20 protein-coding genes and 1 tRNA gene are annotated in these 19,844 nt (G+C 61.7%); 19 read left to right on the top strand and 2 right to left on the bottom strand.

Annotation, left to right across the window (positions count from 1 at the left end; genetic code table 11):
- Positions 1-94: 94 nt before the first annotated feature.
- The gene (locus AACW87_RS08725; RefSeq protein ID WP_241324739.1) at positions 95-994 is read left to right on the top strand and encodes an aldo/keto reductase; all 900 of its coding nucleotides are present in this window, start codon (positions 95-97) and stop codon (positions 992-994) included.
- An 81-nt stretch (positions 995-1,075) separates the two neighbouring features.
- On the opposite strand, the gene AACW87_RS08720 is transcribed toward AACW87_RS08725, so the two are convergent.
- Together AACW87_RS08720 and AACW87_RS08715 are read right to left on the bottom strand one after the other, a co-directional pair.
- Positions 1,076-1,354: an RNA recognition motif domain-containing protein gene (locus AACW87_RS08720; RefSeq protein WP_080741091.1), complete on the bottom strand. Its 279-nt coding sequence runs from the start codon at positions 1,352-1,354 to the stop codon at positions 1,076-1,078.
- A 218-nt stretch (positions 1,355-1,572) separates the two neighbouring features.
- A complete protein-coding gene (locus AACW87_RS08715; protein ID WP_241324738.1) occupies positions 1,573-2,115 on the bottom strand; it encodes a hypothetical protein in 543 nt (180 codons plus the stop codon).
- Between the two features lie 167 nt (positions 2,116-2,282).
- On the opposite strand from AACW87_RS08715, the gene mepA reads away from it, so the two are divergent.
- The 18 genes from mepA (at position 2,283) to nuoL (ending at position 19,821) form a co-directional block, all read left to right on the top strand.
- On the top strand, positions 2,283-3,050 hold the full coding sequence (mepA, locus tag AACW87_RS08710; RefSeq protein ID WP_241324737.1) for a penicillin-insensitive murein endopeptidase: 768 nt from the start codon (positions 2,283-2,285) through the stop codon (positions 3,048-3,050).
- 42 nt (positions 3,051-3,092) lie between these two features.
- Positions 3,093-3,698, top strand: a complete 606-nt coding sequence (locus tag AACW87_RS08705; protein ID WP_172955367.1) for a LemA family protein — start codon at positions 3,093-3,095, stop codon at positions 3,696-3,698.
- Positions 3,695-4,432: a TPM domain-containing protein gene (locus AACW87_RS08700; protein WP_241324736.1), complete on the top strand. Its 738-nt coding sequence runs from the start codon at positions 3,695-3,697 to the stop codon at positions 4,430-4,432. Before AACW87_RS08705 ends, AACW87_RS08700 begins: the two co-directional genes overlap by 4 nt.
- Before the next feature lie 29 nt (positions 4,433-4,461).
- Positions 4,462-5,079 (top strand): TPM domain-containing protein, encoded by a 618-nt coding sequence (locus AACW87_RS08695; protein WP_098984343.1) that lies wholly within the window; start codon positions 4,462-4,464, stop codon positions 5,077-5,079.
- Between the two features lie 177 nt (positions 5,080-5,256).
- Positions 5,257-5,344 (top strand) — tRNA-Ser (locus tag AACW87_RS08690).
- A 321-nt stretch (positions 5,345-5,665) separates the two neighbouring features.
- On the top strand, positions 5,666-6,424 hold the full coding sequence (locus AACW87_RS08685) for a flagellar motor protein (RefSeq protein WP_043555316.1): 759 nt from the start codon (positions 5,666-5,668) through the stop codon (positions 6,422-6,424).
- Positions 6,399-7,277 (top strand): flagellar motor protein MotB, encoded by an 879-nt coding sequence (locus AACW87_RS08680; RefSeq protein WP_043555315.1) that lies wholly within the window; start codon positions 6,399-6,401, stop codon positions 7,275-7,277. Before AACW87_RS08685 ends, AACW87_RS08680 begins: the two co-directional genes overlap by 26 nt.
- Positions 7,278-7,590: 313 nt before the next feature.
- Positions 7,591-7,995 (top strand): NADH-quinone oxidoreductase subunit A, encoded by a 405-nt coding sequence (locus tag AACW87_RS08675; RefSeq protein WP_042865893.1) that lies wholly within the window; start codon positions 7,591-7,593, stop codon positions 7,993-7,995.
- A 29-nt stretch (positions 7,996-8,024) separates the two neighbouring features.
- A complete protein-coding gene (locus AACW87_RS08670; protein ID WP_042034369.1) occupies positions 8,025-8,699 on the top strand; it encodes a NuoB/complex I 20 kDa subunit family protein in 675 nt (224 codons plus the stop codon).
- 2 nt (positions 8,700-8,701) lie between these two features.
- Positions 8,702-10,507, top strand: coding sequence for an NADH-quinone oxidoreductase subunit C/D (gene nuoC, locus AACW87_RS08665; RefSeq protein ID WP_043555314.1), 1,806 nt, complete (start codon positions 8,702-8,704; stop codon positions 10,505-10,507).
- Positions 10,508-10,569: 62 nt separating this feature from the next.
- A complete protein-coding gene (gene nuoE / locus AACW87_RS08660; RefSeq protein WP_043136692.1) occupies positions 10,570-11,112 on the top strand; it encodes an NADH-quinone oxidoreductase subunit NuoE in 543 nt (180 codons plus the stop codon).
- 67 nt (positions 11,113-11,179) lie between these two features.
- A complete protein-coding gene (gene nuoF, locus AACW87_RS08655) occupies positions 11,180-12,565 on the top strand; it encodes an NADH-quinone oxidoreductase subunit NuoF (RefSeq protein WP_043136999.1) in 1,386 nt (461 codons plus the stop codon).
- A 158-nt stretch (positions 12,566-12,723) separates the two neighbouring features.
- On the top strand, positions 12,724-15,462 hold the full coding sequence (gene nuoG, locus AACW87_RS08650; RefSeq protein WP_241324735.1) for an NADH-quinone oxidoreductase subunit NuoG: 2,739 nt from the start codon (positions 12,724-12,726) through the stop codon (positions 15,460-15,462).
- Complete coding sequence (gene nuoH, locus AACW87_RS08645; protein ID WP_043136698.1) at positions 15,459-16,427, top strand: NADH-quinone oxidoreductase subunit NuoH; 969 nt, start codon at positions 15,459-15,461, stop codon at positions 16,425-16,427. The genes nuoG and nuoH overlap by 4 nt, the downstream gene beginning before the upstream one ends.
- Positions 16,428-16,555: 128 nt before the next feature.
- A complete protein-coding gene (gene nuoI, locus AACW87_RS08640) occupies positions 16,556-17,098 on the top strand; it encodes an NADH-quinone oxidoreductase subunit NuoI (RefSeq protein ID WP_043136700.1) in 543 nt (180 codons plus the stop codon).
- A gap of 10 nt (positions 17,099-17,108) precedes the next feature.
- Entirely contained in the window at positions 17,109-17,672 is a 564-nt protein-coding gene (gene nuoJ, locus AACW87_RS08635; RefSeq protein ID WP_241324734.1) for an NADH-quinone oxidoreductase subunit J, read from the top strand.
- Entirely contained in the window at positions 17,669-17,977 is a 309-nt protein-coding gene (nuoK, locus tag AACW87_RS08630) for an NADH-quinone oxidoreductase subunit NuoK (RefSeq protein ID WP_042034381.1), read from the top strand. Before nuoJ ends, nuoK begins: the two co-directional genes overlap by 4 nt.
- Entirely contained in the window at positions 17,974-19,821 is a 1,848-nt protein-coding gene (nuoL, locus tag AACW87_RS08625) for an NADH-quinone oxidoreductase subunit L (RefSeq protein WP_241324733.1), read from the top strand. Before nuoK ends, nuoL begins: the two co-directional genes overlap by 4 nt.
- The last annotated feature ends 23 nt before the right edge of the window (positions 19,822-19,844 follow it).

Genomic DNA, 19,844 nt, shown 5'->3' with positions numbered 1-19,844 from the left:
GAACCAAAGTTCGAGTGAACAAAAACCGCATTATTGCCTTGCCAGGCAGAAGAGACCAAGATGCTGGCAGCATTAATTTCCCAAGGAGTCACTCATGTCTGTATCTCGCGCCGCCCTGCACGATCAGGGCCCGACCTTCTCCCGCCTCATCATGGGCTACTGGCGTCTGATGGAGTGGCAACTCTCCCCGGCCGCGCTGCTCGACCTGATGAAGTACCACCTGGATCTGGGAGTGACCACCCTGGATCACGCCGACATCTACGGCGGTTACCAGTGCGAGGAGGCGTTCGGCAAGGCCCTGCGCCTTGAGCCCTCCCTGCGCGAGCGGATGGAGATCGTCAGCAAGTGCGGCATCGCCCTCACCGCCAGGCCTGAACATGCCCTCAACCACTACAACACCGGCAAGGCACATATCGTCGCCAGCGCCGAGGCCTCCTTGCAAAAGCTCGGCACCGACCATCTGGATCTGCTGCTGATCCACCGCCCGGATCCCCTGATGGATGCCGACGAGGTGGCCGATGCCTTCATCACCCTCAGGCAGGCAGGCAAGATCAAACACGCCGGGGTATCCAACTTCACCCCTCGCCAGTTCGAGCTGCTGCAGTCGCGCCTGCCCTTCCCGCTGGTCACCAACCAGCTGGAGATCTCGCCGCTGAACCAGAGCACCACCCTGGATGGCACCCTGGATCAATGCCAGCAACTGCGCATCAAGCCCATGGCCTGGTCCTGCCTCGGTGGCGGACGCCTGTTCAACGGCCAGGAGTATGCGCCGCTGCGCGCCGAGCTCGAGCAGATCCGCCATGAAGTGGGCGCTCAGCACATAGAGCAGCTGGTCTACGCCTGGGTGATGATGCTGCCAAGCCAGCCGTTGCCGCTGATAGGATCAGGCAAGCGGGAGCGGATCGCCGCCGCCGTGGCCGCCGAGTCCATTGTGCTCACTCGCCAGCAGTGGTTCCGCATTCGCAAGGCGGCGCTCGGGTATGACGTGCCCTGACCCTGAGTGATAGCGGCATGGCGCCGCACCAACAAAAACGGCATGGGGGATACCCATGCCGTTTTGCATTATCGAGGCAACTCAACGATGACGCTGGGGGCGACCACGTGGTGCATCTGTCTTCGGTTTGGCTTGGTTGACTGTGATGGTGCGGCCACCGATTTCGGTGCCATGCAAACCGGCGATGGCCTTCTCGGCATCGCCATTGACAGGCATTTCAATAAAGCCAAACCCCTTGGACTGACCGGTATCGCGATCGATGATGATATCGACCTTTTCTACCTGCCCAAATTGGCTGAACACGGTTGTCAGTTCGTCGGCCGTCATCCGGTACGACAGATTACCTACGTAAATCTTCATGCCATCCACTCTCGATTCAAGGTGCCTTCTCTATCCAATCACCAACACAGAAGTAAGGGCACAACCTCCATGCCGGACCTGCCAGGGCATCATGCCGAGGCACTCCCCGTCCTGTTCACTCAAGTCATTGATCTCTTGGGCGAACAGAACAGGCAAGATCAATTCGAGTCACTGGCAGTATCTGAGCTTTGGGGTGGATTGTCGAGAAAATAGTCAGCTCAAATGGGGAGCAGCGCCTTGAGCATCTCCTTGAGTGCACGGCGACCGTGCCAGGCCCGTTTAAAGCCAAAGCGATAAATGCCGGGCGCGACCTCGTGGGTTCCCTCACGGCCTAGCCCCATCAGTTTGGTCGCCGCCGCGAGCTGCTCGCCATCGAGCCTGAGATCCAGGCTGAACTCCAGCCACTGGCCGTCGTGGCCCACCTTGCGATCCCGCTCTATGCCGACCAGGGCCGCTCTTGGCAGTGCCAGCGCCCTGTCATCGCTGCCATTGAGCAGATAGAGGCGCTCATCGTCCCAGGCGAGCTCGGCCAGTCGCCAGCGCTGCCAGTTGCGAGGCAGCACCATCATCAGCAGCACTATGCCGCCAAACACCAGACCCACCCAGGGCAGCAGCCCCATCGTCGGATAACCCAGGCCGACGGCGGCCAGCACGGTTACCAGACTCGCCAGCAGCAAGACCCCCATCACAGGATAAAAACGTCGGGCGGGAGGCATCAGGCAACAGAGCCCCGCCTTCTCCACCAGCTCACTCACCTTCATCTCCTTCTCCTCATGCTCTCGTGCGCTCACCTGGCTGTGGCGCGCATTGTGCGGGAGCCGGACGCCAAGATGCAACCCGACCGGCAAGTCGGGTGACGACCTTGCCAGACTCTTGATATGATTGGGGTTATCTGAGCCCACCTCTTAGCGTGATTGTCGGGAGTCTCATGCTTGCTACCACCCTGCTCTTCATGGCCAGTGCCCTGCATACCGGGACCACCCGCCCGATCGATCCCGAAGCCATTGGCGGCTATTCGGCCGGCTGCCTCAAAAATGGCGTGGCCCTGCCGCTGACAGGGCCCGGCTATCAGGTGATCCGCAGCAAACGGCTGCGCTACTACGGTCACCCCGACCTTATTCACTACCTCACGACCCTGGCAAACCAGACCCGGATGGCCGGCATGCCGGATCTCTATATCGCCGATCTGGCCATGGCCCACGGCGGCCCGTTCAGCTCGGGCCATCGCAGCCACCAGACCGGGCTCGATGCCGACATCTGGTTTCGGATGGCCAACCAGCCTATCAGCAAATGGGAGCAGGATGCCCCCAGGGAGTGGGCGCTGATCGACGAGCCCAGTTACCGGGTCTTGCCGGGACGCTTCGGCCCCCAGCAACTGGAACTGCTGCGCCTTGCGGCCAGCAAGCCCGAGGTGGCCCGCATCTTTATCAACCCTGTGCTCAAGGGCGAGGTGTGCAAACGGGCCGCCGACGAACCCTGGGTCGCCAAGCTGCGTCCCTGGGTCGGCCACTTCAGCCACTTCCATGTGCGTCTGCGCTGTCCGGCTGGCAGTCCGGATTGCCAGCCCCAGGCCCCGATCCCGCCCGGCAATGGCTGCGGCGCCGAGCTGGCCTCCTGGCTCAAGGACAAGCCGCAATTGCCCAAGGTCTCGATGGCGTACAGCAAACCCAGGCTGCCCGCCCGTTGTGGCAGTTGACCACAAGCTGTTATGGTGCACCTATATCCGCTAGAAATTTCAATGGAGAACAACAAGATGGCCACTTCACTCTGGCGCAGGACAACGCAGAGCCTGTTGACCCTGACCCTGCTGCTGGGACTGACGGGTTGCGGCATGAACAACATTCCGACCCTGGATGAACAGGTCAAGGCGAGCTGGGGCCAGGTTGAGAACCAGTACCAGCGCCGGGCCGATCTCATTCCCAATCTGGTGGCCACCGTCAAGGGCTACGCCAGCCATGAGCAGGAGACCCTGAAAGCTGTCACCGACGCCCGTGCCCGGGTCGGCAGCGTGCAGGTGAGCGATCCCGCCCAGCTCAAGGAGTTTGAAGCTGCCCAGAACCAGCTCTCCAGCGCCCTATCCCGGCTGATGGTGGTGGTCGAACGCTATCCGGATCTGAAGGCGGATCAGCAGTTCCTCACCCTGCAGGCCCAGCTGGAAGGCACCGAGAACCGTATCTCTGTGGCCCGCCGCGACTACATAGAGGCGGTGCGCCAGTTCAATACCGAGATCCGCACCTTCCCCGGCGTCATCTGGTCCAAGTTGCTCTATTCGGATCTGGAGGCCAAACCTAGCTTCAGTGCCAAGCCAGGTGCCGATGAGGCGCCCAAGGTCAGCTTCCAATGAGCAGGCTTGTTCGCTGGCTGTTGCCCTGTCTGCTGCTGTGGACGGCGGCGCTGCAAGCCGCCCCCACCTTTCCGGCCCTCAGCGGCCGGGTGGTGGACGAGGCGAACCTGATGTCCCGCAAGCAGGCCCATCAGCTGACCCAGCAACTGGCCGCGTTTGAAAAACGCAGCGGCATCCAGCTGGTGGTGGTCTCCATCGACACGCTGGATGGCGACACCATAGAGGAGTACGGCTACCAGCTCGGCCGCCACTGGGGCATAGGTCAGAAGGGCAAGAACAACGGCGTCCTGCTGCTGATCGCCCAGGATGAACGCAAGGTGCGCATCGAGGTGGGTTATGGGCTGGAAAGTGCCCTGCCCGACGCCATTGCGGCCAACATCATCCAGACCCGGATCCTGCCCGCCTTCAAGCGTGGCGACATGGTCGCCGGCGTGGTCGCCGGCAGCCGGAGCATCATGCAGGCGCTGGCGGGTGAGTATACGCCGGTGGACACCGACAAACAGGAGGGCAAGCTGGGCGGCCCCTGGCTGTTCATCCTGATGGTGATTGTGATGCTAGTGCTGCACAACCTGCGCGGCGGTGGCGGAGGGGGCGGCAGCGGTGGCCGACGCCGCGCGGCCTTGCTGACCGGAGGCTTCGGGGCCGGCAGCTTCGGTGGCCGTGGCGGCAGCGGTGGCGGTTTCAGTGGGGGCGGCGGCAGTTTTGGCGGCGGCGGAGCCTCCGGTGGTTGGTAACAGGAATACAGGAATGAAGAGACGACACCATGATTTCTAAACAGTTCTTCCACACACTGCAGGCCAAGGTTCGCGAGGCTGAGCTGGAAACGGATGCTGAACTGGTCACAGTGCTGGCGCCAGCCAGCGACGGCTATCGCTATATTCCCACCCTGTGGGCAGCGCTGATTGCCATGCTCACGCCCCTGCTGGTGTTTGAGCTCGGCTTCTGGCTCGGCTGGTACGAGATCCTGCTGGCACAGTGGTCGGTCTGGCTGCTGCTGAGCCTGTTGTTCCACTGGACCCCCATCAAGATGTACCTGATCCCGAAGAAGGTACGCCGGCACAGGGCGGCGCTGATGGCTCGCCTGCAGTTTGTCGAACAGGGGCTGCACCGCACCCGGGACCGGCTGGGGGTGCTGATCTTCGTCTCGGTGGCCGAGCACTACGTGGAGATACTGGTGGACGACGGCATAGCCCAGCACATCGACAATGCCCAGTGGCAGGCGATCATCGACGACTTCACCCAACGGGTGCGCAACCGGGAAGTGGAGCAGGGATTCATCGAGTGCGTGGAGCGCACCAGCGCCATCCTCACCGATGCCTTCCCGGCGACCCGGGATCAGAATGAGCTGCCCGACAGCCTGATCATCCTGGACAAGCCCTGATCGGGTTTAAAAAACCGGCATTCTGTTCAAGGGATAGGCATCCGATAAAGATTATGAAAAATAAGGGGAAAAGTGGTTGACCCCGGCAGCCCTTTCCCCTAAATTACGCCCCGTTCCAGCGCAACGGCGCGGCGAACGCAGTGTTGGCCAAACACGTTAAACTCTGGTCGAAAATTTGGTGAGGTGTCCGAGTGGCTGAAGGAGCACGCCTGGAAAGTGTGTATACGGCAACGTATCGAGGGTTCGAATCCCTCCCTCACCGCCAAATTGCAAAGCCCGACCCACTGGTCGGGCTTTTTGCTTTCTGGCCTGCGCCATCGGCTCTCGAGCGGCTAATGCTCTCACCACCCGCTCGAAAAACACCGGCATGACCCTGGGGGCATTCTTCATATCAGGCGTCCTTGCCCCTCGGTATCACAATGCCTGGTTTCTCGCCCTGTCCAGACAGGTGTGCCACCCTGCGCTGTCAAATATTTTCCCGCCGGACCCGGCTCTGATTTATTGCACACCGATTGGATATCATTTTGAAAAACTGATACTTAAATAGCTACACTAGCCATTATCAATATTCAGGGACGTACAAAGAATGAGCTTGATTGGCCTGATTTTTGCAATAATCTGTATCCTTGGCGGTAACATCATCGAGGGGGGCCATCCCAGCGCCCTGCTCGATCTGCCAGCCTTCCTCATAGTGATCGGTGGTACTGTCGGTGCCGCACTGACCCAGTTTCCCTTCTCCGTCGTCGGTAAAACCTTCAAGCGCTTCAAGTGGCTGCTTGCCCCCCCCAAACTCGACATGCTGGAGCAGGCGCAGTTGCTGGAAACCCTGGCCGGCAACGCCAGACGCAGCGGCATGCTGGCCCTGGAAGGCATGATCGACGAGATCAAGGATCCCTTCCTGCAAAAAGGGGTACAGATGATGGTCGATGGCTACGAGAAGACCAAGATCCACGAGGTGTTGGAGAACGAGATCGAGTTCGAGCATGAGGATCTCGAGCAGACTGTCAAATTCTACGAGGCCATGGGCGGCTACTGCCCGACCATGGGGATAGTGGGCGCGGTATTTGGCCTGATCCACGCCATGGGCCTGCTGGATGCCCCTGACAAACTGGGTGGTGCCATCGCGGTGGCCTTCATCGCCACCATCTACGGGGTGGGTGCCGCCAACCTGATCTTTCTTCCCTTCGGTAACCGCTACAAGGGGTTTGCCCATGATATCCGCCACTACAAGGAGATGACCTTGACCGGCATCCTCTGTATCGTGGATGGCGAGTCGCAAGCCCGGTTACAAGTTACCCTCGAACCTTATCTGGGAGGCCATGGTGGCCAAAAAGAAAAAGCCTGAAGCGCCGGAGAACCACGAACGCTGGCTGGTTTCCTATGCCGACTTCATGACCCTGTTGTTCGCCCTGTTCGTGGTGCTTTACTCCTTTGCCATGGCCAAACAGTCCGAGACCCGGGTGCTGATCCAGGGCTTCATCGAGTCGCTGGGTAAAATCGGCCTCATCTCTCCACCCGCGGGTTCCCCTGTGATGCAGGGCGGCACCGGGATCCTGGAGCCGGAATCCAGAACGGCCCCCAGCAGCCCGGATAAAGAAACCGTGCTGGAAAAAGAGGCGCCGACCGCGGCGGCAGATCCCTTCAACGAAACCATAGGGGCCTCGGAGAAGCCGAGTGCCACCGAAGCCTGGCCGCACAAGACCAAGGAACAGGAGTGGGTACAGGTCACCAAGAAGAAACTCGAGCAGCAGCTCAAGGCACAGATTGAATCCAAAGATCTGGAGGTGGAGCAGCTCGGCAGCCAGCTGGTGATCCGCATCGGCGAGAAGGCGCTGTTCCCGGCCGATTCGGCCTTCCTGCAGCCCCAGTTCATTCCGCTGGTCAGCAAGATCTCCGGCATACTGGCCGACATCCCGGGCAAGGTGGTGGTGACAGGCCACACAGACAACTCACAGGCGCCGATAGAGCTCTATCGCAGCAACTGGGAGCTGTCGGTGCTGCGCTCGGCCTCCATCGTCCACACCCTGCTCACCAACCCCAAGCTGGACGCAACCAGGGTCATAGCTCAGGGGGTGGCCGATGCCCAGCCGCGCTATGCCAACGACACGCCTGAGCATCGACAGGCCAACCGCCGGGTCGAGATCACCCTCTCCCAAGGCAAGGCTGCCGAAGAGGCGCTCCCCATCCTCAAACCCTGATCAGCAAACCCCGCCCAGCGGGGTTTTCTTTGCATCTCATCCAGCCGTTATCGCCCAAGTCATCCGACCAGCATCCCCTATTTTCCCCGCATGCCACGCTGTACAGACCCCTGCGGCGCGCCGTTTTCCGGGTCTATTCGCGCCATTGAAAATGATTCTCAAATGAGAAAATTGACCTTGCTAGCAAAAACCGATTTTTCCCCCCATGATTAATAATTAATCCTTTGAAATGACATGTAAATCAGTATGGAAGTGGCATAATGCGTAACACCCTTGTTAAGTCACATGATTAATTCGGTTAGGGAAAACCTATATGTTTGCTGATATTGCTGTCCAGCATTGGGCTTTTGCTATCTATGTCGTTGCAGCCATTTGCCTGTGCCTGATCATGATAGGTCTGGCCGCCTTGCTGGGAGGCCGTGCCTACGGTCGAGCCAAAAACAAGCCCTTCGAATCGGGCATAGATTCGGTTGGCAATGCCCGTCTGCGTTTCTCCGCCAAGTTCTACCTGGTCGCCATGTTCTTCGTCATCTTCGACGTCGAGGCACTCTATCTGTTCGCCTGGTCCGTCTCCGTTCGGGAGAGTGGCTGGGTCGGCTTTATTGAAGCCGCCATCTTTATCACCCTGCTGCTGGTAGGTCTTATCTACCTGTGGCGCATCGGCGCCCTCGACTGGGCACCAAAGAAACGCGTTCTGACTGACAAGAAGCCAGACTGAATTACCGATATTCCCTTTGAGGTTGCACCATGAAGTACACCCTGACCCGGATTGACCCGGATGCGCCGGTTGAGCGCTACCCCCAGGAACAGCGCCAGACAGTCGATGATCCGCTGGCGCAACAGGCTGAACGCGGCATCATGATGGGGCGTCTCGAGGAGGTGTTGCAAGACACCGTCAACTGGGGTCGCAAAAATTCCCTCTGGCCCTACAACTTCGGCATCTCCTGCTGCTACGTGGAGATGTGTACCGCCTTCACCTCCCCCCATGACGTGGCCCGCTTCGGCGCCGAGGTTATTCGAGCCTCGCCGCGTCAGGCCGATTTCATGGTGATAGCAGGGACGCCCTTCATCAAGATGGCACCCGTCATCCAGCGCCTGTACGAACAGTTGCTCGAACCCAAGTGGGTCATCTCCATGGGTGCCTGCGCCAACTCGGGCGGCATGTATGACATCTACTCAGTGGTACAGGGCGTGGACAAGTTCCTGCCGGTCGACGTCTACATTCCAGGCTGCCCGCCCCGTCCCGAGGCCTTCCTGCAGGCCCTGATGCTGCTGCAGGATTCCATCGGCAAGGAACGCCGCCCCCTCTCCTGGGTGGTGGGCGATCAGGGGATCTACCGTCCCCAGATGCAGGCCGAGAAGGAACGCAAGCGCGGCGAGCGGATCAACGTTACCAACCTGCGCACGCCGGATGAGATCTGATCATGAAGCTGACTCGAGAATTCCCCAGTAACTACACCATGGCCCAGTGGCAACCGAGCGATCACCAGGATGCCCAGGTGGTCGGCGAGCTGTTTGCCCACTTTGGCGCCGAGCGCTTCACCGTTCAGACCACCCGCACCGGCGTGCCCGTGGTCTGGCTCTCCCGCGAGCTGCTGCTGGACGTGATCGGCTTCTTGCGCAAGCTCCCCTCCCCGTTCGTGATGCTGTTTGATCTCAGCGCCACCGACGAGCGGATGCGCAGCCATCGCGACGGCCTGCCCGAGAGCGACTTCACCGTCTTCTATCACCTCATCTCCATCGACCGCAACGCCGATGTGATGCTGAAGGTGCCGCTCAAAGAGAGCGATCTGAGCCTGCCAACCATCAGCCGCCACTTCCCCAACGCCAACTGGTACGAGCGGGAAGTGTGGGATCTGATGGGCATCAACTTCGATGGTCACCCCCATCTGACCCGCATCATGATGCCCAAGAGCTGGCAGGGTCACCCGCTGCGCAAAGACTATCCGGCGCGCGCCACCGAGTTCGATCCCTTCATGCTCGATGCGGTCAAACAGGATCAGGAACAGGACAACCTGCTGTTCAAACCCGAAGAGTGGGGCATGAACCGGGGCAACGAGAACGAGGACTACATGTTCTTGAACTTGGGCCCGAACCACCCCTCCGCCCACGGCGCCTTCCGGCTGGTGCTGCAGCTCGATGGCGAGGAGATCCGCGACTGCGTGCCCGACATCGGCTATCACCACCGCGGTGCCGAGAAGATGGGTGAGCGTCAGTCCTGGCACAGCTACATCCCCTATACCGACCGGGTCGAGTACCTGGGCGGCGTCATGAACAACCTGCCTTATGTGCTGGCGGTCGAGAAGCTGGCGGGCATCAAGGTGCCAAACCGGGTCGACGTGATCCGGGTGATGCTGGCGGAGCTGTTCCGCATCCAGAGCCACCTGCTGTTCCTCGGGACCTATATCCAGGACGTGGGCGCCATGACCCCCGTCTTCTTCACCTTCACCGACAGGCAGAAGATCTACACCATCATCGAAGCCATCACGGGCGCACGCATGCACCCGGCCTGGTTCCGTATCGGCGGCGTGGCGCACGATCTGCCGGTGGGCTGGGCTCGTCTCATCCAGGATAACCTGCTGAACTGGCTGCCCAAGCGGCTGATGGATTATGAGAAGGCGGCCATGCGCAACAGCATATTGCGCGGCCGCACCATAGGCGTCGCCCCCTATACCACAGAACAGGCATTGGCGTGGGGCATCACGGGGGGCGGTCTGCGCGCCACCGGCCTCAACTTTGACGTGCGCAAATGGCGCCCTTACTCCGGCTACGATCAGTTCGAGTTCGAGGTGCCGGTCGGTGCCAACGGTGATGTTTACGACCGCGGCATGATACGCCTCGAAGAGATGCGCCAGAGCCTGCGCATCATAGAGCAGTGTGTGAAGAACATGCCGGAGGGGCCATTCAAGGCGGATCACCCGCTCACCACGCCGCCGCCCAAAGATCGCACCCTGCAAGACATAGAGACCCTGATCACCCACTTCCTGCAAGTGTCCTGGGGCCCGGTGATGCCGGCCGCCGAATCCTTCCAGATGATAGAGGCGACCAAGGGGATCAACAGTTATTACCTGACCAGCGATGGCTCCACCATGAGCTACCGGACCCGGATCCGCACCCCGAGCTTTGCTCACCTGCAACAGATCCCCTCGGTGATCCGGGGCAGCATGGTGTCGGATCTCATCGCCTACCTGGGCAGTATCGATTTCGTTATGTCGGATGTGGATCGTTGAGTAACCGCTGTTACTAAACAACCGTTACGCGACAAAAAGGACAAGCCACAAAAGGTTAAGCCATGAGCCAGCAATGTCAGTGCCAAAACAATCAGACCCCGCAGGGGCAAAGTGAGTGCCAGGGCAAGGGGGACGGCTTCGTCCTGAGCCAGGCCGAACGCGATGCCATCCGGCATGAGATACACCACTACGAAGATCCCCGCGCCGCCAGCATAGAAGCGCTCAAGATAGTGCAGCAGGCCCGCGGCTGGGTACCGGACGGTGCCATCCATGCCATCGCTGCCGAACTCGGCATTCCCGCCAGCGACGTGGAAGGGGTTGCGACTTTCTACAGCCAGATCTTCCGCCAGCCGGTCGGACGCCACATCATCCGGGTCTGTGACAGCATGGTCTGTTACATCAACGGCCACGAAGGGCTGCTGGCCGGCCTCAAGGAAGTGATGGATCTGGCCCCCGGCCAGACCAGCGCCGACGGCCGCTTCACCCTGCTGCCCGTCTGCTGCCTCGGCAACTGCGACAAGGGGCCGGCGCTGATGATCGACGACGACACCTATGGCGGACTCGATGCCATCAGCCTGCTCAAGACCCTGGAGGCCTACCCATGAGTCTTCACGAGGGCAATCTGCCCATGCGCCTTGAACGCAACCAGACCCCGGAGGCCAACCTATGTCCATGAGCCCACGGCCGACCACGCCTCTCGCCTCCATCGGCACGGCCAACCTGATCGCGCGCGCCCCCGAGACCCATCCGCTCACCTGGCGGCTGCGTGACGACGGCCAGCCGGTCTGGCTGGATGAATACCAGAGCAAGCAGGGCTATGACGCTGCCCGCAAAGCCCTCGGCCAGATGAGCCCGGACGAGATAGTCGGCACCGTCAAGGATGCCGGCCTCAAGGGTCGCGGTGGCGCCGGCTTCTCCACCGGGGTGAAGTGGGGCCTGATGCCCAAAGACGAGAGCATGAACATACGCTACCTGCTCTGCAACGCCGACGAGATGGAGCCGAATACCTACAAGGATCGGCTGCTGATGGAGCAACTGCCCCACCTGCTGATCGAGGGAATGATCATCTCCGCCAAGGCCCTCAAGGCCTATCGCGGCTACATCTTCCTGCGTGGCGAGTACGTGGATGCCGCCATCAACCTGCGCCGCGCGGTGGAAGAGGCCAAGGCCGCCGGCCTGCTCGGCAAGAACATCCTGGGCTCGGGCTTTGACTTCGAGCTGTTCGTCCACACCGGCGCCGGTCGTTACATCTGCGGCGAAGAGACGGCGCTCATCAACTCGCTGGAAGGGCGCCGCGCCAACCCGCGCGCCAAGCCCCCCTTCCCCGCCGTCTCCGGCGTCTGGGGCAAGCCGACCTGCGTCAACAACGTCGAGACCCTGTGCAACGTGCCCGCCATCATAGGCAACGGGGTTGCCTGGTATCAGGGGCTGGCGCTGCCGGGCTCCGAAGATCACGGCACCAAGCTGATGGGCTTCTCCGGCAAGGTGAACAACCCTGGGGTCTGGGAGCTGCCGTTTGGCATCACGGCCCGCGAGCTGTTTGAAAACTACGCCGGTGGCATGAAGCCCGGCTACCGCCTCAAGGCCTGGCAACCGGGCGGGGCCGGTACCGGCTTCCTGCTGCCCGAGCACCTGGATGCCCAGATGTATGCCGGCGGCATCGGCAAGGTCGGTACCCGCATGGGGACGGGCCTCGCCATGGCGGTGGATGACAGCATCAACATGGTGGGGCTCTTGCGCAATATGGAAGAGTTCTTCGCCCGTGAATCCTGTGGCTGGTGCACTCCCTGTCGCGACGGCCTGCCCTGGAGCGTCAAGCTGCTGCGGGCGCTGGAGCGGGGCGAGGGTCAGCAAGGAGATCTGGCAACGCTGGAACAGCTGGTCAGTTTCCTCGGCCCGGGCAAGACCTTCTGTGCCCACGCCCCTGGCGCCGTCGAGCCGCTTGGCAGCGCTCTCAAGTATTTCCGCGCCGAGTTCGAGGCCGGGATCAAGGGACCGCAAGATAATCACAAGCTGCTCAAAGGGATCCAGCCCAATCTGCTGGGTGAACGCTGGTAAGACGAGGACGCAGGGCCGATGGGCGAAGCCTGATCGGCCGTTTCATGCAACACAGGTGCAAACCAGAATTCACGAATGTTTGATGACGCCATTGTCTGATTACGCCTGCCGGCTAATCCAATCTGCGCGTTTTATCTAATTGATGTCAGGGAAGTTGTATGGCCACCATTTTTGTAGACGGTAAAGAGTACGAGGTAGACGGGGCAGACAACCTGCTGCAAGCCTGTCTCTCCTTAGGGCTGGACGTCCCCTATTTTTGCTGGCACCCGGCGCTGGGTAGCGTCGGCGCCTGCCGCCAGTGTGCGGTCAAGCAGTATCAGAATGCCGACGACAAGCGCGGCCGCCTGGTCATGTCCTGCATGACCCCCTCTACCGATGGCACCTATATCTCCATCGAAGACGAAGAGGCGAAAGAGTTTCGCAAGACGGTGGTGGAGTGGCAGATGACCAACCACCCCCACGACTGCCCGGTATGTGAAGAGGGTGGCGCCTGCCACCTGCAGGACATGACGGTGATGACGGGCCACAACAACCGTCGCTACCGCTTCACCAAGCGCACCCACCAGAATCAGGAACTGGGGCCCTTCATCAACCACGAGATGAACCGCTGCATCGCCTGTTATCGCTGCGTGCGTTACTACAAGGATTACGCCGGCGGCGAGGATCTGGGTGTCTATGGCGCCCACGACAACGTCTATTTCGGCCGGGTCGAAGATGGCACCCTGGAGAGCGAGTTCTCCGGCAACCTGGTGGAGGTCTGCCCCACCGGCGTGTTCACCGACAAGACCCACTCCGAGCGTTACAACCGCAAGTGGGACATGCAGTTTGCCCCCAGCATCTGCCAGCAGTGCTCGGTCGGTTGCAACATCAGCCCGGGCGAGCGCTACGGCGAGCTGCGCCGCATCGAGAACCGCTTCCACGGTGGCCTCAACCACTACTTCCTGTGCGATCGCGGCCGCTTTGGCTATGGCTACGTCAATCTGGCGGATCGCCCGCGTCAGCCATTGCTGCGTGACGGCAACGACAAGCTGGCCATCACGGTGGACGGCGCCCTGAACCGTGCCGCCGACGCCCTGCGCACTGCGGCCGGCGTCATCGGCATCGGCTCTCCCCGCGCGTCGCTGGAGAGCAACTTCGCCCTGCGCGAGCTGGTAGGTGCCGACAACTTCTATTGCGGCGTCGAGCAGAGCGAATGGGAGTGCCTGCAAAAGATGTTGCACATACTGCAACACGGCGGCATTCGCACGCCGAGCCTGCGGGACATGGAAGAGGCCGACGCCATTCTGGTGCTGGGTGAAGATGTCACCATGAGCGCCGCCCGCATCGCCCTGGCCCTGCGCCAGTCGGTCAAGGGCAAGGCGCGCGAGATCGCCCGCAAGATGAAGGTGGACTTGTGGCAGGTCGCTGCGGTGCAGACCCTGGGCCAGAATGAGCGCTACCCGCTGCTCATCACCAGCCTGGACAGCACCCGCCTCGACGACGTGGCGGCAGAAAAACTGCACGCCCCCCACGCGGATCAGGCCCGCCTCGGCTTCGCCATCGCCCATCTGCTCGACAGCTCGGCACCGACCCTGGCCGATCTCGGCCAAGAACAGCAGGCGCAAGCCGCTCGCTGGGCCGACCTGCTTGGCAACGCCAAAAAGCCGCTCATCATCGCAGGCTCCGGCGCCCGCACTCCGGCACTGATCGAGGCTGCCAGCAACATAGCCCGTGCCCTCAAGGGCCGTGGTCAGGACGTCAGCCTGGCACTGGTGGCGCAAGAGGCCAACAGTCTGGGTCTGGCCATGCTGGATGCAGGCAAGTCGTCAGGCAAATCGCTGGAAGCGGCCCTTGAGCGCATCGAAGCCCAGGATAACCTGGCGCTGGTGACCCTGGAGAACGATCTCTATCGCCGCGCCCCGCGCAATCGGGTCGATGCAGCCATAGCCCGCCTGCAACACCTGCTGGTGGTCGATCATCAGGATACCCAGACCGCCCAGAAGGCCGATCTGGTGCTGCCTGCCGCCAGCTTTGCCGAGGCCGATGGTACCCTCGTCAATATGGAGGGCCGTGCCCAGCGCTACTTCCAGGTCTATGCACCGGCCTTCTACAACGCCGACATCCAGATCCGGGAAGGGTGGCGCTGGCTGGCCGCGCTGCAGGGGGCTCTCGATCACAAGCCCCTGCGCTGGCAGAACCTTGACGAGATCAGCAGTGCCTGCGCCGCCTCGACGCCGCTGCTCGCTCCCATGCTGGAAGCCTCGCCCAACGCCGGGCTGCGGATCCGTGGCATGAAACTGGCTCGTGAGCCGCACCGCTACAGCGGTCGCACCTCCATGCTGGCGGATCAGAACGTCAGCGAGCCGAGAGTGGCCCAGGATCCGGACTCCCCCTTCAACTTCTCCATGGAAGGCTATGCCGGTGCCCGCCAGCCGATGCAACAGGTGCCGTTTGCCTGGGCGCCGGGCTGGAACTCGCCATCGGCCTGGAACAAGTTCCAGGACGAGGTGGGCGGCAAGCTGCGCGCCGGTGATCCCGGTCGCCGCCTGCTGGAGCCGGGTGAAGACAATCTTGGCTGGTTTGATGCCATACCTGCCCCCTTCGTGGCTCAGGAAGCCCTGCAGGTGGTCAACTATGACCAGCTGTTTGGCGGCGAGGAGCTCTCCGCTCGCAGCCCGGTGATCCAGGCCCGCATGAACGAGCCCGAGCTGGTGCTGAACCCGGCCGATGCGGCTCGCCTTGCCCTCAACGCGGGCAACCAGGTGAGCTTCTCCTGGGGTGGCAACCACTGGCGCCTCAAGCTGCGGCTGAGCCATGCTCTGGCACAGGGTCTGCTGGGTCTGCCGCTCGGCGTGAACGGTCTTCCGACCGCGCTGCAACAGGCCTACATCAACAACCTGCAGGAGGCGATCGCATGAGTGATTCCCTGATGGAGCTGCTGATTGAAGTCGGCAAGGCGCTGATCGTGCTGGTGGGGATAGTGGGGGCAGGCGCCTTCATGAGCTTCATCGAACGTCGCCTGCTGGCGCTGTGGCAGGATCGCTACGGCCCCAACCGGGTGGGCCCGTTCGGCCTGCTGCAGCTGGCGGCCGACATGGTCAAGATGTTCTTCAAGGAGGACTGGATCCCGCCGTTCGCGGATCGCCGGATCTTCATCCTGGCCCCCATCATCGCCTTTACCGCCTTTATTCTGGCGTTTGCCGTGGTGCCGCTCACCCCCACCTGGGGCGTGGCGGATCTCAACGTGGGCCTGCTCTACATACTGGCCATCGCGGGACTGGCGGTCTATGCCGTGCTGTTCGCCGGCTGGTCGAGCAACAACAAGTACTCATTGCTCGGCAGCCTGCGCGCCTCGGCCCAGACCCTCTCCTACGAGGTGTTCCTGGGGCTCTCCCTGATGGGGATAGTGATCCAGACCGGCAGCTTCAACCTGAGAGACATAGTCGAGGCCCAGGCGGGCTTGTGGAACGTGGTGCCCCAGATCCTGGGCTTCATCACCTTCCTGTTTGCCGGCGTCGCCGTCACCCACCGCCACCCGTTTGACCAGCCGGAGGCCGAGCAGGAGCTCGCCGACGGCTATCACATCGAGTATGCGGGCATGAAATGGGGTCTGTTCTTCGTGGGCGAGTACATCGGCATAGTGCTGATCTCCTCCCTCATAGTGACCCTGTTCTTCGGTGGCTGGCACGGCCCCTGGTTGCCGCCCTTCATCTGGTTTGCCCTGAAGACCGCCTGCTTCATGGTGCTCTTCATTCTGCTGCGGGCCTCCCTGCCCCGTCCGCGTTTTGACCAGGTGATGTCCTTTGGCTGGAAAGTCTGCCTGCCGCTGACCCTGATCAACATGCTGATCACGGGTGCCGTGGTGCTGATGAGTGCGCAGTGAGGCCGGAATGGATATGAACATTGTGATGCCGTTTGGCTGGAACGTCTGCTTGCCTCGCGCCTTGCACCCCGCTCGGGATGCAAGGCTCAGGGGCTGTGGTGCTGATGAATGTGCAGTGAGGCACGACTATGAAAATTGTTAGCATAATCAAGGGTGTCGGTACCCAACTTCGCAGTCTGGGCATGGTGTTTTCCCATGCCTGGCGCCCGCGCGAAACCCTGAGTTACCCGGAAGAGGCTGTCTATGCCGCCCCCCGTTTCCGTGGCCGCATCGTGCTGACCCGCGACCCGGACGGCGACGAGCGCTGCGTGGCCTGCAACCTCTGCGCCGTGGCCTGCCCGGTCGGCTGCATCTCGCTGCAGAAAGCGGAGCGGGACGATGGTCGCTGGTATCCTGAGTTCTTTCGCATCAACTTCTCCCGCTGCATCTTCTGCGGCCTGTGCGAAGAGGCCTGCCCCACCACCGCCATCCAGCTGACGCCGGATTTCGAGATGGGCGAATACCGCCGCCAGGATCTGGTGTACGAGAAGGAAGACTTGCTGATCAGCGGGCCCGGCAAATACCCGGATTACAACTTCTATCGCATGAGCGGTATGGCCATCGACGGCAAGCCGAAAGGGGATGCCGAGCACGAAGCCAAACCTATCGATGTCAAGAGCCTGCTGCCCTGAGGAGTCAATCATGGAACTGGCATTTTATGCCGCGGCCCTGGTAGCCGTTTACAGCACGCTGCGGGTGATCAGCACCAGCAATCCCATGCATGCGCTGCTCAATCTCATTATTTCGCTCATCGCCGTGGCCATGATCTTCTTCTGCCTGGGTGCCTCCTTCGCGGGTGCCCTGCAGGTGATCGTCTACGCGGGCGCCATCATGGTGTTGTTCGTGTTCGTGGTGATGATGCTGAACCTGGGATCGTCCCAGGATCAGGAGAAGAACTGGCTCACCCCCACCACCTGGGTGGGTCCGAGCCTGCTCTCTCTCGTCCTGCTGGGCTTTCTGGCCTACGGCATCCTCGGCGTGACAGGGGGTCAGCTTGGTCTGACCGACGTCAGCGCGAAAGAGGTCGGCATCGCCCTGTTCGGCCCTTACGTGCTGGCGGTGGAGCTCGCCTCCATCCTGCTGCTGGCGGGTCTGGTGACCGCCTACCACCTGGGCCGTGAAGACAAGAGCGGGGAAGTGCTTTCCGTTCCCAAAACTGCCGTGCGCTCAGCACCAAGTCCATCTCAAGAAGGAGGTCAGCAATGAGTGGCATCCCCATGGAACACGGTCTGCTGCTGGCCGCCGTGCTGTTTTGCATCGGTTTGTGCGGTCTGCTGATCCGCCGTAACTTGCTGTTTATCCTCATGAGTATCGAGATCATGATGAATGCGTCCGCGCTGGCGTTCGTGGTGGCTGGCAGCCGCTGGGCCCAGGCCGATGGCCAGATCATGTACATACTGGTGATTTCTCTGGCGGCAGCGGAGGCCAGTATAGGCCTGGCCCTGTTACTGCTGCTCTATCGTCGTTACCACACCCTCAACGTGGACACTGTGAGCGAGATGCGCGGATGAGCCTCTTATACCTGACTTTTCTATTCCCGCTGCTGGGATGGCTGGTGCTGGCCTTCTCCCTCGGCCGTTTCGGCGAGCGCAGCTCGGCACTGATCGGCGTCGGCAGCATAGGGTTGTCGGCCCTCACCACCCTGTGGGTCGGCATCGATTTCCTCAATACCATGCCGGTCGGCGGTGTCTACACCCAGACCCTGTGGCAATGGATGTCGGTGGGCAGCTTCAATCCCACCTTCCGCCTGGCACTGGACGGCCTGTCGCTGACCATGCTGGGGGTGGTGACCGGGGTGGGTTTCTTCATCCACCTGTTCGCCTCCTGGTACATGCGCGGAGAAGAGGGCTATTCCCGCTTCTTCACCTATACCAACCTGTTCATCGCCAGCATGGTGTTCCTGGTGCTGGCCGATGACCTGCTGTTCGTCTACCTCGGCTGGGAAGGGGTGGGGCTGTGCAGTTACCTGCTGATCGGCTTCTACTACCGCAACCCGGCCAACGGGGCAGCCGCCCTCAAGGCGTTCGTGGTAACCCGGGTCGGCGACGTCTTCCTCGCTATCGGCCTGTTCGTCCTCTACCGGGAGCTGGGCACCCTCAACATCCATGAGCTGCTGGTGCGCGCCCCCGCGATGTTCGCCGAGGGATCCCCTGCCCTGTCGTTCGCCTGCCTGATGCTGCTCGGCGGCGCCGTCGGTAAATCGGCCCAGCTGCCGCTGCAAACCTGGCTGGCGGATGCCATGGCGGGCCCGACGCCTGTCTCTGCCCTGATCCACGCCGCGACCATGGTGACCGCCGGTGTCTATCTCATCGCCCGTACCCACGGCCTCTTCCTGCTGGCCCCCGAGATCCTGCATCTGGTGGCGCTGGTCGGTGCCATTACCCTGGTGCTGGCGGGTTTTGCGGCCCTGGTACAGACCGACATCAAGCGGATCCTGGCCTACTCCACCATGAGCCAGATAGGCTACATGTTCCTGGCCCTCGGGGTCGGCGCCTGGGAAGGGGCCATCTTCCACCTGATGACCCACGCCTTCTTCAAGGCGCTCTTGTTCCTCTCAGCCGGTGCCGTCATAGTCGCGACCCACCACGAGCAGAACATCTTCAAGATGGGAGGCCTGCGCAAGAGTCTGCCGCTGGTCTATGCCTGCTTCCTGGTGGGGGGCTCGGCGCTGGCCGCGCTGCCGCTGGTCACGGCCGGTTTCTACAGTAAAGACGCCATCCTGTGGCAGGTGCAGGCATCCGGCCAGACCACACTGTTGTGGGCCGGTCTGGTGGGGGCCTTCCTGACCTCCCTCTACACCTTCCGCCTCATCTTCATCGCCTTCCACGGCAAGGTGCAGACCGAGGCCCACGCCGGCCACGGCCTGGCCCACCAGCTGCCGCTGCTGGTGCTGCTGGTGCTCTCCACCGGGATCGGGGCCCTGATAGTACCGCCGCTGGCCGGAGTACTGCCGGCCGGTCCGGGAGATCACATAGAAGCGGGTCGTCATGCGCTGGAAATAGCCTCTGGCATAATCGCCATCGCGGGCATAGCCCTGGCCGCCTTCCTGTTCCTGGGTGAGCGTCGACTGGCCACCAGCGTGGCGAACAGCGCGCCGGGCCGTCTGCTCAGCACCCTCTGGTTCAATGCCTGGGGCTTTGACTGGTTGTACGATCAGCTGTGGGTCAAACCCTACCTGCTCAGCACCCGCCTGCTCGGCAAGGATCCGCTGGACTGGATGATGAACCTGCCGGCCTGGCTGGCACAGAGTGGCCACCAGCTGTTGGCCTGGACCGTTTCCGGCAAGTTGCGCTGGTATGCAGCCTCCATGGGGATGGGCGCCGCCCTGATCCTGGCCCTGCTGCTGCTCGGCTGATCCCGTGATGCAGCCCCTGAACT

Source organism: Aeromonas sp. MR7 (assembly GCF_963899385.1).
In the GTDB taxonomy this organism is placed as follows: domain Bacteria; phylum Pseudomonadota; class Gammaproteobacteria; order Enterobacterales; family Aeromonadaceae; genus Aeromonas; species Aeromonas bestiarum.
The sequence above is the reverse complement of the archived record's forward strand: the minus strand, read 5'-3'. Positions and strand labels throughout refer to the sequence as shown.